15 protein-coding genes are annotated in these 21,271 nt (G+C 55.6%); 11 read left to right on the top strand and 4 right to left on the bottom strand.

Going from position 1 to position 21,271, the window contains the following annotated elements; translation table 11 throughout:
* The first annotated feature begins 82 nt into the window (after positions 1–82).
* From OR1_RS12135 to OR1_RS12185, 11 genes are all read left to right on the top strand, one after another.
* On the top strand, positions 83–6,028 hold the full coding sequence (locus OR1_RS12135; protein ID WP_272946198.1) for a CxxxxCH/CxxCH domain-containing protein: 5,946 nt from the start codon (positions 83–85) through the stop codon (positions 6,026–6,028).
* A complete protein-coding gene (locus OR1_RS12140) occupies positions 6,018–6,578 on the top strand; it encodes a hypothetical protein (protein ID WP_041972146.1) in 561 nt (186 codons plus the stop codon). Before OR1_RS12135 ends, OR1_RS12140 begins: the two co-directional genes overlap by 11 nt.
* A 101-nt stretch (positions 6,579–6,679) precedes the next feature.
* Positions 6,680–7,264 carry a tail fiber domain-containing protein gene (locus OR1_RS12145; protein ID WP_041972147.1) on the top strand — a complete coding sequence of 195 codons (585 nt, stop codon included), beginning with the start codon at positions 6,680–6,682 and terminating at the stop codon, positions 7,262–7,264.
* Between the two features lie 28 nt (positions 7,265–7,292).
* A complete protein-coding gene (locus OR1_RS12150) occupies positions 7,293–8,054 on the top strand; it encodes an ABC transporter permease (RefSeq protein WP_041972148.1) in 762 nt (253 codons plus the stop codon).
* Between the two features lie 27 nt (positions 8,055–8,081).
* The gene (locus tag OR1_RS12155; protein ID WP_041972149.1) at positions 8,082–9,566 is read left to right on the top strand and encodes a GldG family protein; all 1,485 of its coding nucleotides are present in this window, start codon (positions 8,082–8,084) and stop codon (positions 9,564–9,566) included.
* A complete protein-coding gene (locus tag OR1_RS12160) occupies positions 9,563–10,909 on the top strand; it encodes a DUF4340 domain-containing protein (protein ID WP_041972150.1) in 1,347 nt (448 codons plus the stop codon). Before OR1_RS12155 ends, OR1_RS12160 begins: the two co-directional genes overlap by 4 nt.
* Positions 10,906–12,327 carry a cytochrome c biogenesis protein ResB gene (locus OR1_RS12165; protein WP_041972151.1) on the top strand — a complete coding sequence of 474 codons (1,422 nt, stop codon included), beginning with the start codon at positions 10,906–10,908 and terminating at the stop codon, positions 12,325–12,327. Before OR1_RS12160 ends, OR1_RS12165 begins: the two co-directional genes overlap by 4 nt.
* Positions 12,324–12,890, top strand: coding sequence for a hypothetical protein (locus OR1_RS12170; protein WP_041972153.1), 567 nt, complete (start codon positions 12,324–12,326; stop codon positions 12,888–12,890). The genes OR1_RS12165 and OR1_RS12170 overlap by 4 nt, the downstream gene beginning before the upstream one ends.
* Before the next feature lie 45 nt (positions 12,891–12,935).
* Positions 12,936–13,853: an ABC transporter ATP-binding protein gene (locus OR1_RS12175; protein ID WP_041972154.1), complete on the top strand. Its 918-nt coding sequence runs from the start codon at positions 12,936–12,938 to the stop codon at positions 13,851–13,853.
* A gap of 13 nt (positions 13,854–13,866) precedes the next feature.
* Positions 13,867–14,700 carry a cytochrome c biogenesis protein CcsA gene (gene ccsA / locus OR1_RS12180; protein WP_041972155.1) on the top strand — a complete coding sequence of 278 codons (834 nt, stop codon included), beginning with the start codon at positions 13,867–13,869 and terminating at the stop codon, positions 14,698–14,700.
* 191 nt (positions 14,701–14,891) lie between these two features.
* On the top strand, positions 14,892–15,656 hold the full coding sequence (locus OR1_RS12185) for a PilZ domain-containing protein (RefSeq protein WP_041972156.1): 765 nt from the start codon (positions 14,892–14,894) through the stop codon (positions 15,654–15,656).
* A gap of 51 nt (positions 15,657–15,707) precedes the next feature.
* Here the strand turns inward: OR1_RS12185 and OR1_RS12190 are convergent, their stop codons facing one another.
* The 4 genes from OR1_RS12190 to OR1_RS12205 all read right to left on the bottom strand — a co-directional run bounded on the left by OR1_RS12190 (position 15,708) and on the right by OR1_RS12205 (position 21,237).
* Positions 15,708–16,589 (bottom strand): hypothetical protein, encoded by an 882-nt coding sequence (locus tag OR1_RS12190; RefSeq protein ID WP_041972157.1) that lies wholly within the window; start codon positions 16,587–16,589, stop codon positions 15,708–15,710.
* 187 nt (positions 16,590–16,776) lie between these two features.
* The gene (locus tag OR1_RS12195; protein ID WP_041972158.1) at positions 16,777–17,175 is read right to left on the bottom strand and encodes a response regulator transcription factor; all 399 of its coding nucleotides are present in this window, start codon (positions 17,173–17,175) and stop codon (positions 16,777–16,779) included.
* Between the two features lie 10 nt (positions 17,176–17,185).
* Positions 17,186–20,590, bottom strand: a complete 3,405-nt coding sequence (locus tag OR1_RS22785; protein WP_237754284.1) for a GAF domain-containing protein — start codon at positions 20,588–20,590, stop codon at positions 17,186–17,188.
* Between the two features lie 32 nt (positions 20,591–20,622).
* Positions 20,623–21,237, bottom strand: a complete 615-nt coding sequence (locus tag OR1_RS12205; protein WP_052440422.1) for an MEDS domain-containing protein — start codon at positions 21,235–21,237, stop codon at positions 20,623–20,625.
* Positions 21,238–21,271: the final 34 nt, after the last annotated feature.

A 21,271-nucleotide genomic window follows, 5' to 3' on the forward strand; every position in this document is an offset into this window, starting at 1 on the left:
GCCGTGACCATCACCGCCACCCGCACCGGCGGCAGCGCGGGAGCCGTAGGGATCAGCTACGCCACCAGCAGCGGCACCGCCACTGTCCGGCAGCGACTTTACCGCCACCAGCGGCACGCTCTCCTGGGCCGATGGCGACACGGCCGTCAAGACCTTTGATATTCCAATCACCAACGATGCCACCGTGGAAGGGAACGAAGACTTTACCGTCACCCTGAGCGCCCCGACTGGCGGCGCTTCGCTCGGCTCGCCGTCCAGCGCCGCCGTTACGATCGTGGACAATGACGTGGCATCAGCCGGGACCATAGCTCTGAGCGCTTCTGCCTATTCCATCGGCGAGGCGGGCCCCACGGTAACCATCACGGCAACCCGCACCGGCGGCAGCAGCGGCGCAGTCGGCATCAGTTACGCCACCAGCGATGGCTCGGCCACGTCAGGAAACGACTATTCCGCAGCCAGCGGCACACTTTCCTGGGGTAGTGGCGACACGGCCAGCAAGACCTTTACAGTCGGCATCATCGACGATGCCGACGTTGATCCCAACGAGGCCTTTACTGTTACTCTCAGCTCACCGACCGGCGGCGCATCGCTCGGATCGCCATCCAGCGCCGCCGTAACCATCATTGACAATGAAGGCCCTCCCGCGTCAACCAGCACCCTGATGCACAACAGCGCCAACACCTCGATCACCTACGGCACCTGGGGTACCGATAAGAACTGCTCCTGGTGCCACAACAGGGATACCGCCAACGTCAAGCGGATTGCCCAGACCATCGACACCCCGTATGGAACCCAGCAGGTCATTTTCACCCGGATGACCGCATCCCAGAACAGCACTTCCGGGGTCTTCGGCGACGACCAGCGCAGCTACGCCCTGACCGCATCCACCAACGTCTGCGAAGTCTGCCACCACAAGACCAAGTACCACCGCTACAGCTCCAACAGCACCTATTCAGGCACCACCTTTACCAAGACCCACGAAAACCGCAACGACTGCCTGACCTGCCATGCCCACAAGAACGGCTTCATGGCCGCATGTGACTCCTGCCACGGCAATCCGCCCAACTCTTCCGTTGCCGGCCCCAAGGGCATGGCCAAAGACGGCAGCAACACCACCGGATTTGCCAATCCCGGTGCCCATGTGGTGCACGCCGGCGACCCGCTTCTCGGCAACCAGGGCATGGCCTGCAGCGTCTGCCATAACGGCAACAGCACGCCGAGCCACCCCAGCCAGACCGTCCAGTTCGGCTTCGTGGTCAACAACAGCACCTGGAATGCCAAATTTATCGGCTCCAATAGCGCATCTTACGGCTCCTACAGCGGCACGGGACTTACCGCGCCATTTACCTATGCGACAAGCGATAGCGGTACCGTGGTCATCACGAATGCCGGTAGCCGCAACTCCTGCAATGTTTACTGTCACGGAGCCTGGCCGAACGCCAACGGCACCACCAACCCAACCTGGACCGGCGGCGCCTCCCAGGCTGCCTGCGGCACCTGTCACGGCGACCGGGCATCAAGACCGCCGCTCACCGGCAGCCATCTCCAGCACGCGGCCAACAGCGCCGGCAACTACGGCTTCTCCTGCTCCAAGTGCCACCCGAACGTCTCTGGTGCCGGCGACGGCCATGTCAACGGCTCCGTCCAGTGGCGGCTCTCCACCGGCTCCAACCTGATTGGCGTCAGCGGCTTCACCCCGCAGTACCGGACCGGCGCCAGCGGTGCGACCGGCACCACCGCGCCGAGCACCAGCTTCGGCAACTGCACCAACATCTACTGCCACAGCGCCGGCCAGGGCGCTACCGGCGGCAACCTGATCGCTACCGACTTTGCGTCGGTCCAGTGGGGGAACGGCGCATCCGTAAACTGCGGTTCCTGTCACAAGAACATTGCCAGTGACGCCACCGCGCCTGGCGACCATGTCCGTCACTCCCAGAATTACGGCTACAGCTGCGGCACCTGCCACAAGGGGTCCTCGGCGACCAGCGTCACTGTCGCCAACCATGTCAACCGGACCATCTACCTGAACTTCTCCGGCCAGGCAGCCGGGACCACCTACGGCAAGACCAGCCCGTTTGCCCCGTCGCTTGGGTACAGCAGCTGCGGCAACAGCTACTGCCACTCAAACGGCCAGAGCAACGACGCCAAGACTGCAATCAAGCGTACCGTCACCTGGGGGATTGCATCCGGCCTGGATTGCGGCGGCTGTCACAACAACATGGCCTCCTTTGCCAACGCCAGTTCCGGCAGCCATAAGGTGCATGCGCAAACCGCAGCATACACCTGTGACATCTGCCACGGCGCCAGCTACGGCAATGCCACGGTGCCGCGTCAGACCAACTCCACTCATGTGAACAAGAAGATCAATCTGGCTTGGACCGGCAAGGCCACGGGGCTCACCTACTCCAAATACTCCGCTTCCGGTTTCGCGCCGGCCAAGGGGTACTACGGCACCTGTTCCAACCTGGTCTGTCACGGCGGCGCTGCCGCCAAGATCACCTGGGGTGCCGATACCGCCCGTCCGGAATGTATGAAGTGTCACGGATCGAATTCCGCCTCGTTCACCAACGTGTCAGCCGCGGCAATAGCCCCTGGCTATAACAACGAGGGCCACGACCTGGCCGGCAATACCAACTCGACTGCTGCGCGTGTCGGCACCCACCAGGGGCACCTCACCGCGGCAACCGGCATCTCCGATACGGTTCACTGCGGTGAGTGCCATGTCAAGGTTTCTAATGTCGCTGATCTAGCCCATCTGGATTACACAACTGCAACCGTCACCATGACCAGCGGCAGGGGATCGCTGCAGTCGCACACGCCGAGGGTGAGCAGGACAAGCGGTGCCATCAACTGCAGCAACACCTACTGCCACACCGGCAAGACCAACACCGGCAACGCCATGACGCCGGCCTTCAACAACACCGCGTACCTGAACGCCACAATGGACATGGCGAGTTGCAAGCAGTGCCACAACATGCCGCCCAACCCCGGAGCCGTTGGTGACCACTCAACCGTTCCTGCGGCGCTGACGGCATTCCCGGTCAACAACAGCTGCAACTGCCACTCCAACCTCTCGACCAGCGCGACGACCTACGCCAACATCTTCACCGACAAGAAGAAGCATATCGACGGCGTTGTCGACGTGGACGGCGGACACGTGACCCCCTACTATGCCGGCTACACATACAACGAAGGCCATCAGGGGTGTCTGACCGGCATCGGTTGTCACCAGAATACCAATCCTGCCGCTACCTACCCGGCGGCATCCGGTGCGCCTGACTGCCGCTCGTGCCACAAGAAGGCCGACCCGACCGTTACCGCGACCTGTGCCAGCTGCCACGGTACCGGCATCAACAATGCCGCCGTGCCGAGCGGATCTACCGCTCCGGACCGGGCAGGCAGTCATGCCAAGCACATGGCGCTGGCAAGTGCCACCTGTACTGGCTGTCACGACACCGGCGGCGCTGGTGGCATGGCAAACCACGGCCCCGGCGACCACGGCGCCAACGCAGCTGTCATCAATGTTGCCTCGGCCCAGGCGTGGAGCTCGGGCGCCCACACCTGTTCCACCAGCTACTGCCACTCCAGCGCCCAGTCCAAGAACGGCACCAACACCGGCATCCACTATAGCGCCACGCCGTCCTGGCTCAGCCCGTCCACCCTTACCTGCGGCGGCTGCCACGCCAATATGGCCACCTTCAATAACATTTCATCAGGTGATCATCAGCGTCACTCCAAAGAGTACGCCTTCCAGTGCTACTACTGTCACGGCACGGGGTATAAAGCGGCATCGGTAACAGACGGAGCGATAAACACCCACGTCAACGGCCAGATCAACATGGCCTTTGCCCCGCTCTCATCGGCACTTCCGGCGTATGGTACCACCTACAGCAAGACCAGCCCGTTCAACCCCGGCATCGGCTTCGGCACCTGCTCCAACAGCTACTGCCACTCCAATGGCCAGAGCAGTACCGCCAGGGCAGCGATCAAGAGGGCCAACGTATCCTGGGGGCCGACTCTCGGCTGCGGCGGCTGCCACAACGATATGGCCACGTTTGCCAACACAACATCGGGGAGCCATTATAAGCATGCCAACACCGGCCAGCTGAACTATGACTGCTCGCTCTGCCACGGCGCCAGCTATGGTGATGCGACCGTGCCGCGAACTGCAAACTCCACCCACGTAAATAAAAAGATCAATCTCGGTTTCACCGGTACCGCTTCAGGAACCGTCTACTCCAAGTATTCGGCCTCAGGATTTGCCCCGGCCAAAGGGTACTACGGCACCTGTTCAACCTCGGTATGCCACGGTGGAGCACTTGCCAAAAAGCCGTGGGGGGTATCGCGATCTACTACCACCTGTACAGAATGTCACGGTCAGGCTAACTACTCTTACGCCAACATATCAGCAGCACAGATCGCGCCTGGCGGAGCAGGAACTGACCTTGCCGGCAATACGGCAGCGACTGCGCTCCGAGTCGGCACCCATCAAGGGCATCTAACAGCCGCCACCGGTATTTCCGAGCCGGTTCACTGCGGCGAATGCCATGTGAAGGTCACCGTAGCTTCTGATACTACAACACACCTGAACTACACCACTGCCACGGTCACTATGACGAGCGGCAGGGGATCGCTGCAGTCGCACACGCCAACAGTCAGCCGTTCGTCAGGCGCAATAACCTGTAATAACACCTACTGCCACACCGGCAAATACAACACTGGTGCAGGAATGATCCCTGCCTTCAATAACAATACGTATCTGAATTCAACGCTGGATATGGCGAGCTGCAAACAGTGCCACAATATGCCGCCAGCCACTTCCGACCATACCGGCATTTCCAACTTGGCAAACTTCCCCGCTGCCACCTGTAGCTGCCACACGAACCTGAACAGCGGAGCAAGCCCCACTTATGCGAACATCTTCTCCGACAAGAAACAGCACATCAATGGTGTCATCGAATATGCGAGCTCATGCACAGGATGTCATGCAGCCACTGTAGGCGGAAGCCCGTCACCGGCGAATTCACGTCGTCAGGTTGCCGCCAGCGGTGCAAACAACGGCGAATTCACCGTTGCCTCCGGCTCCAAGTACACCAACATGACGTCTCATATCAAAACCACTGCTGTAAGCGATTTGTCCTGCCAGTTCTGCCATGCGACGACATCCGCGCACAAGGCTTATGCTGACGGCATCAGTGTAAGACTTCAGAATACATGGGCTGCAGGGACTATCGATTACAATGGTACAACGGCAAGCCTGACCTATTTCTGCGCCGGCTGCCACCGGAGCGCCGGCTATGGCGGCTCCATACCGTCAGGCGCCACCGGCACTGCCACACAGCCGTACAAGGATTCCGGAGTTACCGCCTCGCCTGACAATATTTTCTCCGACTGGTCGTCATCCGCTCAGTACACTGCCACTAGTGCCGAACCAACATCTTTTACCTCCACCGGGAACACCAAAGTTCGCTACACCCACCGCAAGGCCGCACAATGCATGGACTGCCATGGCGACAACCGGACCAACACGACAACAACTCCGCGCGCAAACGCCCATGCGTCAAGCAATGGCAAGTTCCTGCGCTATTCCACGAGCGCCGGGCGTTACGAAACCCAGACCTGCTTCAATACCAAGAATGCCGCAGGCGTCAACGCCTGCCACGGTCCCGGCACCACCCTTGCCTGGGCAGGCGCAAAGGTCTATACCGAGTTCAAAGTTAATAATGCCGCTGCGGGGACAGGCGGAGCGCACCCGATCCTTCAGGCCGTAACTCCGAAATCTACAAACATAGCATCCGACACCACCGGCACACGATTTGTGAACGGCTGGAAGTCGAACAGCATCGCCACCTGCTCCGACTGTCACGGGGGCACAACTACCGGCCCCCGCGGTCCGCACGGGTCAACATTGCCATTTATAATCAAGGCGGCACCCACAACCTCGCCGACTAAGACTACCAGCGGCACCACCTTTACCGCAGTAACTCAGAACTCGCGGGCCTTCTGTCTCAACTGTCATGCCGCATAGTTTTTATGGCGACGGCAACGGAAACAAGGGGGCCGGGGCCGGCACCATGGTTGGCCATGGCTCTACAAGTGGTTGGAGCGGTACTTCAAACTGCAGCGGCCCGGCGAACAGCTACATGAACAACAGCTGCCAGAACTGCCACTGCGGCCGCGGTTTCTCCGGGACAGGGGCCAAAGGGACCCATAGTACCACCGCGACTCTTGGTGGGGCTACAGCTCACTCCGTCGGATTTGCCAACGGCAATGCCTGGATGGGTGGGCCGTGGGGAACTGGCTCTACCAGCGGTTGCTACGCAATCAGCTCTGCCACCAATTATGGCGACTGCAACAAAGGGGCGAACCATGCAAGTTCCGACAACAGGTTCAAGAAGAACTTCATGGATATCATCAACCCTCTTAAACAGCTGTTTGCTGCCGATATGACCCGTTATAGCAATGACGGGAACATACCGGTGCTGATCGAGTCAGTCAGGGAACAGCAGCGAATGCTAGACAATCAAAGCCGTGATATTAATGAAATCAAAGGTATGATCCGGGAAATGAACAGATAGACATCAGCTGTTTGCAGCAACAAAAGGGTGGCTTGCGCCACCCTTTTGTTGTTTGATATAGTGCATAAACTTCCAACTAGTCAAAATTATTATGGGGATATATGATACGAATCCGCACCGTCGCCAGCGTAGCAGGTTTAGTAATTGGTCTCGTCGCCATCGTGTTCGCGTTTATCCACCCGACAGATTTTATCGTCCTGGCGGTCATGCTGAATCTGGCATTTTTGCTACTAGGCTTCTATTTTTTCTCCGGAAGCGAATTATTTCGCAAAGAACTTTCTGAACAGGCAATTCCTCGTTCTCATGCCCTGTTGGTTCGTCTATTCTTTGTCTTCACTGTGGTGCTATTCAATCTCTTGATCCGCAACGAGTTATCGCGTGTACAAATACTTTCCGACCCTCTGCGGAAGGTTCTCAGCCTTCAGGGCAAGAGCTATGAGTGGCAGCGGGATCAATTCCCGGTTGAAAATTTTCCGGAAGGGCGAGTAACTGGTGTGATAGCTCAGGAGATCGAGAAGGTGCTTCCCGAACTGGTCGGCACACGCAAGGATGGCTACAAGGGTGTGGCGTACCAGGAGATCGTCCCAGTGCTGATTGAGGCGGTGAAGGAGCAGCAGAAGATTATTGATAACCAGAAGAAAGAGATAGGAGAGATAAAAGTAATGCTGCAGGGGATGAAGAAATAGGGAATGAGCCTTTTCGGGAGAAAGCGATATGACTCTGATGCATATCATCAATAAGGAAATCCGGCACTATATCTATTCTCCGATCGCCTATATCCTGGCAGGGGTTTTCCATGCCATTATCGGCTATTTTTTCTACAACGCAATGGTCGGTTATTCCCGTAGAGTCGTTGAAATGTCAGGTTCAGGCACGCCGACCGAATCATTCACTCCGATGACCGTTATCTTCCAGGGGCTTTGCAACAGCATGGGAACAATTTTTGTCTTGCTTGCTCCGTTACTTACAATGCGCCTGATCGCAGATGAAAAGCGCAGCCGCACCATGGAGTTCCTGGCGACTTCGCCGACACCGCTCGCATCATTTTTGGCGGGGAAGTTCCTTGCCGCCTGGCTAGTCTATCTGGTCATGATCTGCTCCTCGCTTTACATCCCGATCACCCTTGATCTCCTGTCACGAGTTAACTGGAGCCACGTTGCAGCTGCTTATCTGGGGCTGGCTTTGGTAGGAGGGGCGATGATTTCTGTTGGCCTTTTTACCTCGACCCTGACCGACAAGCAGGTAGTGGCTGCGGTGCTCAGTATCGGAATACTGGTGATCTGTTGGTTCGTCGGTGGCGGAATTGGCGCCGCAAGCCAGCGCGCATCAGACATGCTGCGGGAGCTGTCGCTTTATACGCCGTTCAGCAATATGATTGCCGGATTGATCGATCTGCGGGACATCGTCTTTCTGGTCACCTTCATCCTGATTATGCTGTTTATGTCGCATCGGGTGCTGGAATCAGATCGATGGTAACGTAATGATGAACTGGAGCTTTTCGCTTTGAATAAAATCACTTCAATTACCGGCGTCGCAGGAGTCCTGCTCGGAATCGGCGCTCTGGCTTACTCCAGCATCTACCCTGCCGATACCGTAATTATTACGGTCATAGCCCTGCTCGCACTCGCTCTGTTGGGGTGGTTCGTTGTTGCGGAATTTGCCCATTTCAGAATACTGGCTCGCAAACAGGCCACCTATCTTCGTCTCAACAATTTCCTGATGCTCGTCTTTGCGATCTTTGCCGTTGTGCTGATAAATCTGATTGTCCGGCAATACTACTACCGGGCCGATCTTTCGACAACACGTCGCTATACCCTCGCCCTACAAAGCATGACGGTAGCAAAAGGAATTGACCGGGAGACGGAGATCCTCTTTTTCGGGACCGAAGGGGGAAAAGAGCATAAAAGGGTTCGCGAACTGATGGATATGTATCGCTATCTGAACAGAAAGATCATCTATACATTTTATGACCTGGACCGATCTCCGCTGAAGGCAAAAGAGTATAATGTCGTGGATTACAACACCCTGGTTTTCAGGAGCGGGGAGAAGGTTGTGACCGCCAGGGGGGCCGACGAGGAGGCCATCACCAATCTGCTGATTCGCGGAACAAAGCGCAAGGTTATAAATGTCCGTTATCTCCAGGGACATAACGAGCATTCACTGAGCGAAACGGATCGGGACGGCTATGGAAGGGTCCTCGCTCAATTGAGCGCACAGGGATTCAATCTGCAACCGTTAGATCTGCGCGGCGCTGAACTCAGTCCGACTCAGGTGGACCTGCTGATCATTGCCTCCCCCAAGACAGAACTGTCTCCGGAAGAGCACGAAAAGCTGTGGAATTACCGGGAAAAAGGGGGGAAGCTGCTAGTCCTGGTTGATGGGCCGGGTCCGATGACCCCTTTCTTGAAGACATTCGCCATTCAAGTCGGCGATGAGCCGGTCTACGATACGCAGAATGTTGCAGGCACTGATCCCTCAACCCCGCTGGTCAACAGCTACCCCGACACACCGATCACCAGAAGCTTCAGGCTCAGCACTGTTTTCCCCGGTGCACATGGCCTTTATTATAAGGCTAACATTATGCTCGGGTTCAATTTTGATTCGCTGGTTCAGACTTCTCCAAATAACTGGCTGGAGGCGAACGGCAACCGGGTGAAAGATCCGGGAGAGGAAGCCCATCCCCAGGTTCTGGCGGCCATAGTCTCCCATCCGGACAAACTGGTGAAGATGGTACTTTTTGGAGACAGTGATTTTGCCTCCAACGCATATTTCGGGGTTGCCGGCAATGCCAACCTGTTTGTGAATGCGGTCAACTGGCTGTGTGGCGAGGGGGCCATGGTATCGGTAGCACCGGCCAAAGTAGAGTTTGTGCCGATGTTCGTTTCGGAACAGCAGTCGCGTCTTTTGCGGGTTCTGGTGCCAGTCGGGATTCCGCTTCTGTTTGTGGCGGCCGGCACACTGGTCTGGTGGCGGAGGCGTCGGTTATGAGGTTTCGCGGGACTGCGGTTCTTGTGGCAATAACTCTGCTTCTGGGTGGATTCTACCTGCTGTACCAACGCCCGCAGGCAGAAGCGAAAAAGGCTGCCCTTGCCTTTGAGAAGCGGTTCTTCCGTGCCGATAGCGGCGCCATTTCATCGATCATTATCGAGAACTGGGATGGTGTGGTGGAGATCTCCCATGGGGCCGACGGCTGGATGATCGAGAGGCCACAGCGATATCGCCCGGACGACGGCATGATCAGGAAACTCCTGGAAACGATCGCCAAGGGTGAATTAACCAAGGTGGTGGGAGAGGCGTCGGAACTGAATCAGTTCGGTTTCGATCGGCCGGTGTTGAGCCTGACCATCAGGACGGGCCAGTCCCGGGATATGCTGATGATCGGCCAGAAAAACCCGACTGATACCGGATATTATGCCTATTCGGAGGGGCTAGGCAAGATATTTCTGGTCAACAAGGAACTGCCGAAGGATTTGTATCTACGGCTCTACGACCTCCGGGAGAAGCGGCTCTACCCTGCCCTCCGTTTTGAGGATATCGGCAGAGTTGTCATCAGCCGGGGTAAAGAGAAACTGGACATTGCGTTCGACGGCAAAGTCTGGCGGATGCGTGCGCCGTTTGATGTGATGGCGTCGGCAGAGGAGGTGAAGGCCTTTCTGGGGACATTGACCGGCCAGAAAGCGGCTGCGTTCATTCCGTGGGAGAAGGGGCTGGCAAAGCTGCCGCAGCAGATGCATCTGCAACTGTTTGACCTGAACGGCCGGCCTGTTGTCGATAACCGGGTCTATTACCTGGGCACGGGGGAGGACGAGGGGGTCGTCATCCATGCAGCCGGCAATGGCGAATCGATCCGCACCCACCGCGAGTTCTGGGAGATCCTGCAAATTGACCCGGCTGACCTGATGGAGCGCAGGCTGTTCCCTCGCGACTCGGCAGGAATCACCCGGGTCAGCGTGTTTACAGGGAACGAACAGATCGTGCTGGTGCGTAACGGCAACCAGTGGGAGAAAAACGGCCGTCGGGTTGATGCGGAAAAGGTACGGATTATCCTTGATACCATGCGGAACTGGAAGACGTCCAAACGCGCGCCGGAGAAGGAGCATTTAGGGAAAACCCGAACAGGAATCGAGGTGAACTATGCCGGGGAGGTAGAGCGACTTATGATAACTGAAAAGGAGATTAGCCGCTCTATGTCTACCGAACTCCCCACAATGCATGCTGAAAGTAAAGACATAATCTACTTTTTGGCGTCATCGTCGGCGCTGGGTCAGAACGTCCTGGTTCTTTCCAATGAATTGGATCGCTTTCTCGGGCAGATGCGGCAACTCAAATGACATCCTCCGGCCTCAAGCAGCGCATCTGGCAGACGGTCACCAACAGGTCTCTTTCGACCTGGCTGCTGATTGCGGTGACAGCCATGCTGGTGCTCGGCTCGCTACTGCCCAACCCGGAATACATGACCCCTGATGCGGTTGCCAATCTGCAGGCCCGTAACCCGCTGCTGTTTGACATCGGCTCACATTTCAACAGCAGGAAGCTTGCAACGGGATACTTTTTCGGATTCGTCGGCATCTACCTCATCATCTCGGCAACACTCTGCAGTGTCGACCGCATCATGAACCGAAGGCGCGAACAACCGGTCTACGCCGAAACAGAGGCGTCAACCGGTGACATAACCATTCTCGTGCCAGCCGCTGCGCCTGAAGAGACCCGCGCCTTCCTGACCGACCGGCTGTGCCGGCGGTTGTTAGGGGCGGCGATCTTGCCGGATTCAGTGACCGGTACCGTTATCATCCAAAGGGGGCGATTCGGCTTCTGGGGCTCGATCATTTTCCATACCGTGCTGATTACGGCCCTTGCCGGGCTGGTGCTGTTCTACCTGGGCGGGACCCGAGGTAAGCTGGTGTTTACCGAGGGGCAACGCTATCGCCTGGAGAAATCCCGGTTCATCCACCTGGAAAAGGAACCGGTCTGGGGGTTGCGGCTGCCGCGGGTCGAACTGGAACTCATGACGCAATACTCCCTTTTTGCCCATGATGACCCGCAAACGGCAATCGAGCATCTGGCGCGTTTCCGGGTGCTTGACCTCGAGAGTGGCCACAGCTCTGTCCGGGATGTAAAGATCAATCTCCCCTTGCGGATCGCAGGCAGCGATTTTCTGCTGATGACCGGCGGATTTGCGCCGCGCTTTGTCATTTCCGGAAAGAACGGCGCCGCTGTTCGCTATGATTCCTTCGTCAATCTGAAACGGGAAGCAGGGACCAAAGATGACTTCTCGGCAATAGACGGGTTACATTTCAATGTCCGGTTTTTCCCCGACCTGGCGCGCAAAAACGGCCAGCCAATCACGAAAAGCCTGTTGATGAACAATCCAGCGGCGCTCATTACCGTGACCCGGGGTGGAAACAGGCTGTTCGATGATTTTGTGCCGGTTGGAGCGAGCGCGGTCGTTGCGGGATACACCATCACCATCCCCGAAGTCCGACGCTGGGTGGAGCTGGAGATGGCCGATGAACCGGGAATCGGGTTCTTCTTTGCCATATCTTTCCTCGGCATTATCGGTATTCTGGTGCGGATGCTCGACCCTGATGAGCAGCTTATTATGGTGACCCGCGCAGAGACTAAGGGGACAAGGGTTGAATTCTTTGTGAATTCCCGTCATTTTTCGGCCCTGCTCAAGGATGTTGCCACTGATTGCGCCCGGGCCGCGGTGGCATGGGGAGAGGAAAGGTCGAAAGGATTGGAGAAATGAACATGATGTCTGAATCGTGGCGGCGGACAACGATGCTTTTTGCAGCCGTGCTATTCCTGGTGCTCGGGTTGACCGGCTGCACGCGGGGTGAAGTGGAACTGAAAAATACGGTTTCGGCCTACATCCAGATGCTGACCGAATCGCTTGCCAAGCCGGATGCCGCAAAGATGAAGTTTTTTGCCAGCCAGGCTGAAATAGCCCGGATCGATTCGTATATTCTCTTCATGCTCAAGGAGAAGAAAGTCCTGAACAGCACTATGCAAAAACTGGATTTTCGTGGCGTCGAGATCGATAAGGATCAGACGAAAGCAACGGTGACGGCCTACGAGGAATGGACATACCATTATGTGGATGAAAAAAGCCGCCAACCGATCAGCAAGGAAGAAGCGATTGCCTATAACAATGTCTACCACCTGATCAAGGATCAGGGGCACTGGGTAGTGGACAAGATAGACTCGAACGAGACGCAGTCAACCACCACTCCGGCCCCTGCCGAACCAGCCGGCGCGAAACCTCCGGCTGGCGATAATTCCGGAGGCATACGGCCATCGGGGAAATTTTAGCTGCAGCACTGATTGACGATTGCAGTTACCGGGAAACCAGAGCGTATGATTCAAATTGAAAACCTGACAAAACGGTTCGGACAGCATGTTGCAGTCAACGGGATATCCTTCACCGTCGGCAGGGGTGAGACCATGGGGCTCCTCGGGCCCAACGGCGCGGGCAAGACCACCATGATGAGGATGATCACCGGCTATCTCCCTCCCAATGACGGCCGGGTCGTTATTGATGGGCTCGACATGTTCGACCAGCCGAGCGAGGTGAAAAAAAGGATCGGCTATCTTCCCGAACAACCGCCGGTCTACATGGATCTGACGGTCCGGGAATACCTGGAGTTTGCCGCCCGTATCCGGGCTCTCCCCGGCAACAGGGTCAAGCGGCAGATCGAGCTTGTCGTGGAACGGTGTGGCATTTCCGACAAGCTGGGACGATTGATCGGCAACCTTTCCAAGGGGTACCGCCAAAGGGTGGGACTGGCCCAGGCGCTGGTTCACAACCCGGACATCCTGATCCTGGATGAGCCGACCGTCGGCCTCGACCCGGTACAGATCGTCGAGATTCGTGAACTGGTGCGTGAGTTGGGCCGCGAACGGACCGTCATCCTCAGCAGCCACATAATGCAGGAGATAACGACGATCTGCGAGAAGGTCGCCATAATAAACCAGGGGAAGCTGGTGGCATTCGACAGCATCGCCAACCTTTCTTCGGCCATGAGTGGCGGACAGAGATTGACGGCGATCGTGTCGCGCCCCGGGAACGTGGACCGGGCCAGGTTGTTGTCGCTGCCGCATCTGCTGTCCGTAGAAAGCCGGCCCGACGGATATCTCGATATTCTCGGCGAAAGGGGCTGGGATGTACGGGAGCCGCTGGCAAGGGAACTGTATGAAATGGATAGCGGCCTGCTCGAATTGCGGCTGGTCAGCCTGACGCTGGAAGAGGTGTTTTTAAAGGCGATCACCAGTTGACCGGAGAGATATCATGTCCCTGATTGAAGGATTACTGCTCTGGCCGGCCATGTTCGGCTACTTAACGGTTTTCATCCTGTACCTGACCCTGGCAATCTTCAAAAAAGACCGGGTGGAGAGGGTTGCCTGGCTGTTGTTCATTATCAGCTTTCTTGTCCAGACCGCCTCCATACTCTGGAGATGGCATGTCAGCGGCCGGGCGCCGGTCATGGTGAGTTACGAGCATTACCAGCTCGGTTCCTGGTTTGTCGGCCTGGTCACCATTGCCAGTGGCTACAGATACCGGCAGACGCGGATCTTTGCCATGGCTTCGGCAGCGGCCATGCTGTTGATGCTCGGCATGGGACTGGGAACCGAGACGGCCATGGAACCGATGCGCCCCCCCTTCCGCTCCAACTGGCTCATCATCCATATCGGCTTTGCCTGGTTTGCCTGGGGCTGTTTCGTGATGGCCGCAGCCATGGGGGTCGCATTCCTGCTAAAGCGCCCCGGAAAGGGTGAAGGCCCGCTGCTCGCCAAATTCCCCGACCGCAAAGTGATCGACGACCTGATGATTAAACAGGTGCTCTTCGGATTCGTATGCCAGGGGTTGATGATCATTGCCGGCGCCATCTGGGCTCATCAGTTGTGGGGACGTTACTGGGGGTGGGACCCCATAGAGACCTGGTCCCTTATCTGCTGGCTGGTCTACGGGGTGGTGCTTCACTTGCGCCTCATGATGGGGTGGCGGGAGGATAAACTGGCGATCCTTGTAATCCTGGCTCTTTCAACGTCTGTAATCTGCTTCTGGGGGATCGGCCTGGGACCGCAGAGCCACACGACTCTGATGCTGATGGAATTCAAATAGGATGAAATCGTAACCGAGGGGATTGAATCAGGTGAGGAACTTGCCTGACATCAGACAATAGAACCCGGCGGTTAAGAGGCTGGCGGGTTTATATTCTTTTCAGCATGTAATCCGGCAGGTAACCAGTTAAAGTCCCTCATGAAACTGACGATAGATAATTGTGTATAGACCGTTATCGAGAGGTTGTACACATGGAACAGTTTCAAGCCCAGTTGAAAACCGGCAGGCATATCCTGCTGACAATCAATACCCCCTGCGGATTCGCTATGGTTGAGGACGCCGTTATCGCAAGCGCTTCCGGCCGGTATATCAAGGTGATCCTGCCTGCTGCAACAAACCCCAAAATGGACCATCTCCCTGTGGGCACAAAGGTTTCCGTGGCTATTGAAACGGATACCGGCGGCCAATTGGCCTGTAACGCCGTGATAAACAACCTGGATGAGCGCCCGTTTATCTGGATCAAGGTTCTCGATACGCTGCCGGCCATCTCGAAGAGACGGCATCAACGTATTTCAGTGAACCTGCCGATGTACTGCTCCGTAATTACCGAGGATGGTTCAATGACCGTCATCTACGACGGCAAGAAGGACAACGGGAGTTACGAACCGGTTGACCTTTCGTTAAGCGCCGGGGGATTCAAACTCAAAACCCCGTTCAAAGTAAAGGATGAGACAATAGCGATCGCAGTATTTTTTTCCGCCGACGAAACAGAATGGATGGTGCCGGTCTTCTCGAAATCGGTATATTCCTACCCGTCAAACGCGAACAACAAATTCCTGACCGGTTTCAGGTTTTCCATGATCAATTCCCGCGACAAGAAAAAGATCGCTCATCTGGTCGAGGAGCATCTGCAGCCTGTCACCGCCGGCTGCAAGGCCAGAAAGTACCCGTCATGCCTTCTGCGCATGCGTAACTACAGCTTCAAGACGTCAGATATGCCTGTGCAAGGACCCTGAACTCGGGCAGGCCATGATTGAAAGTACGGTTTTGTCGCTTAAAATGGAGATTTATTGATTAGTATTGGGGCGAAGGCTGCTGCAATTCCCTTCGACAACAGTCGTCAGGACGTCGTTGGATATTTTACCTTTCAACGAGCCGTTACTCTTAACGATATCAAACTCGATCTTCTTCTCTTCGTCTGCCATCTCTTTTACCAAATGAAAATTGGCGTCAGTGATCCTTATGTTATCGAATGAGTATTTATTGAAATACATATTTTTGATCATATTGGCATTTTCATCGATCAAATAAATGTTATTGCTGGTGTCATACACCAGTCCATCCCAGAATATATCATTGATATTGCATTGCAATATATTGAGTGAATCTTTGGCGTTGGTTTTCTGCCTGTTCTTATAGGTTAATGCCATTGAATACGATGTACTTTTGGTATTGTCAGTGATACCGGTAATGGTTGCGTCAATTATTGAATTATCCAACTGCCACTGCCTCTCGCTCAGCATTATCAAGATATCTGATGATACTGTTTCCGACTTATCGTATTTAGTGAAATCAGTACCAAATCTGTTTTCCAGAAGAGTTCTGATTTTCCCAAAGTCTTCTTCATTTGTTGTCTCTCTTATCAGCCGGATTGAATGGTTTTTATTGGTATTATCATTCAGTTCATCTATATAGATATCAAAAGTCATATTCTCTATATTTACTTTGCCACTATATAACGTTGTATATTTTTCAGAGGACTTGCCGGTCTTTTCCCATTTCCCCAGTTTGAATATTTTTGAAATGAAGACATCCACCCAGCTGAAGTTGTTCCAATACATCTTGTTAGTTAAAAGCCCTTCCAACGCACCATCCGAGGCCTGTGCCATTCGGGACGAAAAAACCAGCATTAGGCAGACAACGGCTATTAATCTGGCTGACATTTTCATGAATGAACCTTTCGCTGATAACATTGAGCGCGGCTACTTGCTCCCGTCATCAATAGGCATTTGCAGCAGTCGGCTGTTTAACGGGAGATTTATAGGCAACAGGGGTTTACATATCAGTAATTTAATTAGAAATCAAATATAATCCTGCTGTTCCTTGTATTAAGCTGTCGGTCTGCTCATTTGGATGTCAGCACGAGATTTCGGCAAAGCACTTTTCAATGATAGTGAACAGTTCCAGGAAAACCACCGGCTTCACAATAACGAATTCGAAACCGACCCCTGATTCGCCGGTATGCTGCAGAAAGGCTTTTCCCGAATTGCCGGTAAGTATGATGAACCTCGTATCGGGCCTGATTGCACGGATTTCGCCGACCATTTCCAGACCGCTCATCTCCGGCATGTTGATATCGGTGATAACGATATCCGGCTGGTGCGTCTTGAACAGTTCCAGCCCCATTCTGCCGCTGGTGGCGGTATGGAGTGATATCTCCGGATACTTCAAGGTAAGCATTGAAGAGAGAAGTTCGATGGTAACCTTGTCATCCTCAACAAGCAGTATCGATGGTGACGAGTCGTGCCGGGCCATAACACCCCCTTCAGACCTCTATCCTGAATTCAGCGCCTTCGGTATTGTTACGTACCGTAAGCTTACCCCCCATATTCTTCTCGACAATTGATTTCGACATGAACAAACCCAGGCCTGTCCCCTGTTGCGGACCTTTGGTGGTAAAATAGGGATCAAAGATCTTCCCCATAATCTCCTCAGGAATACCGCCGGCGTTGTCGGCCACCAATACTACAGCCCGATCGTTTTCACGGCAGATCGTAATCGTAATGCCGGGAACGGCAATTTCCCTTTCCAGCAACGCATCCCGGGCATTGATAAGGAGATTGAGGAGAACCTGTTCGTATTCATTCCGGTAGCCATAGATGACAGGGTTATCCTTGGTTACGATTTCGATCCCGATCATCGGTTGCTGTAAGCTTCCGGCAAGGAGCGACAAGGTATTTCCGATCGTTTCGGCCACCGGGAACTCGACCTTTTCCTTATCCGGTTTGAAGAAATTCCTGAAATCGTCAATGGTTTTGGACATGTGCTGGACGAGGTCCATTGACTTATTGACACTGTTTTCCAGTATTTCCCCGTTGAATTCGCCAAAATCATACAGAAGCTTAAGCTGCTGTACCGTGAGCCCGAGAATATTCAGGGGTTGACGCCACTGATGGGCGATATTGCTGATCATCTCCCCCATGGCTGCCTGGCGGCTCTGCTGAATGAGCATCTGTTCTTTCTCTCGCAGCGCTTCCACTACCCGCAGACGTTCGAGGGTCTCAGCCTGCAAGGCCTGCTCCGCCTCCCGGCGCTGGTTTTCCCTGCTGAAGTTATCGAGGGCAAAGGTGATGTCGGCCGCCATCTGCACCAGCAACCCCAGGTACTGTTGATCGAAGAAATTCTTTTCCCTGGAATAAAGCGTGAGAGCACCGATTACCCGACCATTTTCCTTAAGGGCGATGGATGCCGAGGCGCAGATGCCGTAGGCGCGCCCCTGTTCATGCCAGGGGCGGGTACATGGGTCGTTCTGGAAATCGTTGCAGATGTAGTAGGTACCCTCACGGATGGAGATGCCGGTGGGACCCTCCCCGTTCGGTTCCTTAGCGGACGAGATCCTGATCTCGTCCAGATAACCGGTAACGCCACTGGCGGCAGCGATCCGCACCGGGCCTCTCTCCTTATCCACCACCCCCACCCAGGCGAGGAGAAACCCGCCATGGTCCACGGCAATGCGACAGAAATCATGGAACAGGGAATCGCGATCAGCAGCACGGACGATCGTCTGATCGGTCTCGCAAAGCACCGCATAGAGCCGGTTAAGCCGGTAAAGAGTCCCTTCCGCCAGCTCCCGCTCCTTGATTTCCCCCAACAGGGTTTCCACGGTCGCTGCCAGTTCTTCGGTCCGTTCCCTGACCCTCATTTCCAGTTCATCGTGGGCACGGCGCAACTCGATCTCCGCCCGCTTGCGCTCCATGGCAATGGCGACCTGATCGGCCACCGCTTTCATAAGTGCCAGGTCGTCGTCGTTGAACCTGGTTCTGGTGCGGGTCCCGAAAGAGAGGGTGCCCAGCACCTCCCCCTGGACCAGCAGTGGATGGCAGGCGTAGGCCTGAATGCCGTACGATTTGACCAAGTCAGTGCGCGGATCAGGGGTATTGGGGATATCCTCGGCCACGATCCGGCAGGCGTCGCGAGCCGCGCAACCGCATACCGCCGCACCATAATTGAGCCACTCGACCTTCTGTCTTTCCTCGCCGGAAATGCCGGCGCAGGCATTGAGGCGAAGACGGCCATCATTTTTGTCCACCAGGAAATTAAAGAAGACATGACAATCGAGAAACGACATGACTTTCTGACAGAGTCCATCGACCACCTGCTGCGGCGAATCGCTTGCAAGCAGCTCACTGGCGGTTTCGGCCAGAAGATTGACGCGGCTGGAGCTCTCCACGGCCCGCCGGCTGGCGTCAATGGCGTCTTCCATCATATTCAGGGCAGCACGGCGCGAGTCACGCAACAGGGCATTGGCCGCTTCCAACTCGGCGGTACGCTCCGACACGCGACGCTCCAGGGTTTCGTTCAGCTCCAGGAGAGCTTTCTCAGCCTGTTTCTGGGCAGTGATGTCGCGGGCCGCGGCAAAGACACCAGTCACCTCCCCATCCACATCCTGGTACACCGTGGCATTGTACAGGACCGGTGTGATGTGGCCGTCCGGATGGCGCAAGTCAAGCGAGTAGTTATGAACCGAACCCTCGGCAAATGCCTGTTGATACCCTGCGCGGGCCTTTTCGGGCTCAGTGAAGTAATCGGAGAAATCGGTCCCGATCAGTTCGGTGCGCGAACAGCCGGTCGCCGCTTCGGTTGCGGCGTTGACATCCGTAATCTTCCCGTCGCGACCGATGGTCACCAGCGGATCAAGGCTCGCTTCGATGAGACTGCGGTTGTATACGTTGGCAAGCCGTAACGCCCTGGTCCGCTCCTCGATCCGCTGTTCCAGCTCGTCGTAGGCCTTTTGCAGATCTGCCTCGACCTTCTTGCGCTCGGTGATGACCTCGAATACGGCCACAAAGTGGTCCTGCTTCGGGCTGTAGGCCGATATGGAAAACCACATATCCATGGCATTGACATACGCCTCAAACTTTTCGGCATGTCCGGTCCGTGCTACTCTGCCATAGGTATCGAGCAGAACGGGATCGAGCTCCCACAACCCCGGAATCACAGCAGACGCCTTTCTTCCGACAACATCTTGCAACCCGGTCAGCGCCTCGAAGGCGTTGTTGACCGCAAGGAAGATGAAGTCTGCCGCCCGGTCGCCATCGTACAGCATCCGGCAATACGCAAACCCGTTGAACATGTTGTCGAAGAGGGAGCGGTACAACTCCTCGCTCTTTTTCAACTCCTCCCTCAGGATGCGGGCTTCCGAGCTTTCTATGACCTCCCAGGCACCATGATTCCTGATCAGTGCAAAAGGATGGCCCTTGACCACCTCCATGAGCCCCACGGCATCGAATTCGTCGCGGTAATACGCAAACAGCGCGATCACCCTTCTTTTGCCGATATCGTCGATCCCGCACCTGAGCTCTTTGTGCGACAAGGCCGGAGACGAGTGACATACCAGCCTGAGGCCATCGAAACCGGCGGACAGGGCCTTGCCGACCATCGACGCAAGGGGGCTTACCGTTTCCTTCTCCAGTGCGCACCAACGGCTGTACGGGATGATCTCCATCTGTCCCTTGTCCACGGACTCAGTGAACGCTGCACCAGCCAAAACTCCCTCGGCATCATCGGGGGTTACCCACAGGCAAAATTCATGGTTCTCCAGGCCAGCCCTGAAAAACGGCACAAGGATATCGAGCAGTTCCCTGTTAGTCTGGTAAAACTGGCAGAAATGGCTCCCCCAGGGGAGTTCGCCGACCAGTGAGATTCCGGATTTTCGTACGTCAGAGCGCATAAAGTCAGTATTCTCCAGGCAGTTCACAACCATCAACAACCGGCATGGACCGCCGGCATCTTCACAACCTGCCACTCTCCCCGGTTCATGGCCAATGCGAACTCATGGTTCCTGACCACATCCAGTATCTCGGTAACGCCGCATTTTTCAAGCGCATAGGAGCAGAGCACCAGCAGCTTGGTGCCGCTGATGACGTTGTTGATCTCCGCCTCGTAGCAGGTGAAATCGTCCCAGTCCTTCTTGTTGTTGATCCAGTACGGGCTGCCGGTGACCCTCATCCCCGCGAACCCTCGTGACAACGCCTCATCATGCTTTTCCATCCACATGGCGAGCGTTCTCTTGAGGTCGAAACTCCCCCCCTTGAGGTACCAGTCGGTGTAGGGAAAGATCTCCATCTGCCCGTTTGCCAGGTATTCCGAGAAGCCGGGCACCCGCTCACCCATGACGTTTACCGCTTCCTCAGTAGTGAAAAAGTCCGATGTCACCCAGACGCAGAACTCGTTGGCTTCAAGGCCGGCCCTGAAGTACGGGACGAGTATATCCAGCAGATCCTTCTTGGTCTGGTAGAACTGGCAGAAGTGGCTTCCCCAGGGGATGTCTCCCACCAGGGCAATCCCGGAGTTCCGTTTTCCAGCCGACGTTTTCATCCTTTACCTCCGATCTTCAGTGGCACGGCATCGC

It is taken from the genome of Geobacter sp. OR-1, from assembly GCF_000813145.1.
Taxonomy (GTDB): Bacteria; Desulfobacterota; Desulfuromonadia; order Geobacterales; family DSM-12255; genus Geoanaerobacter.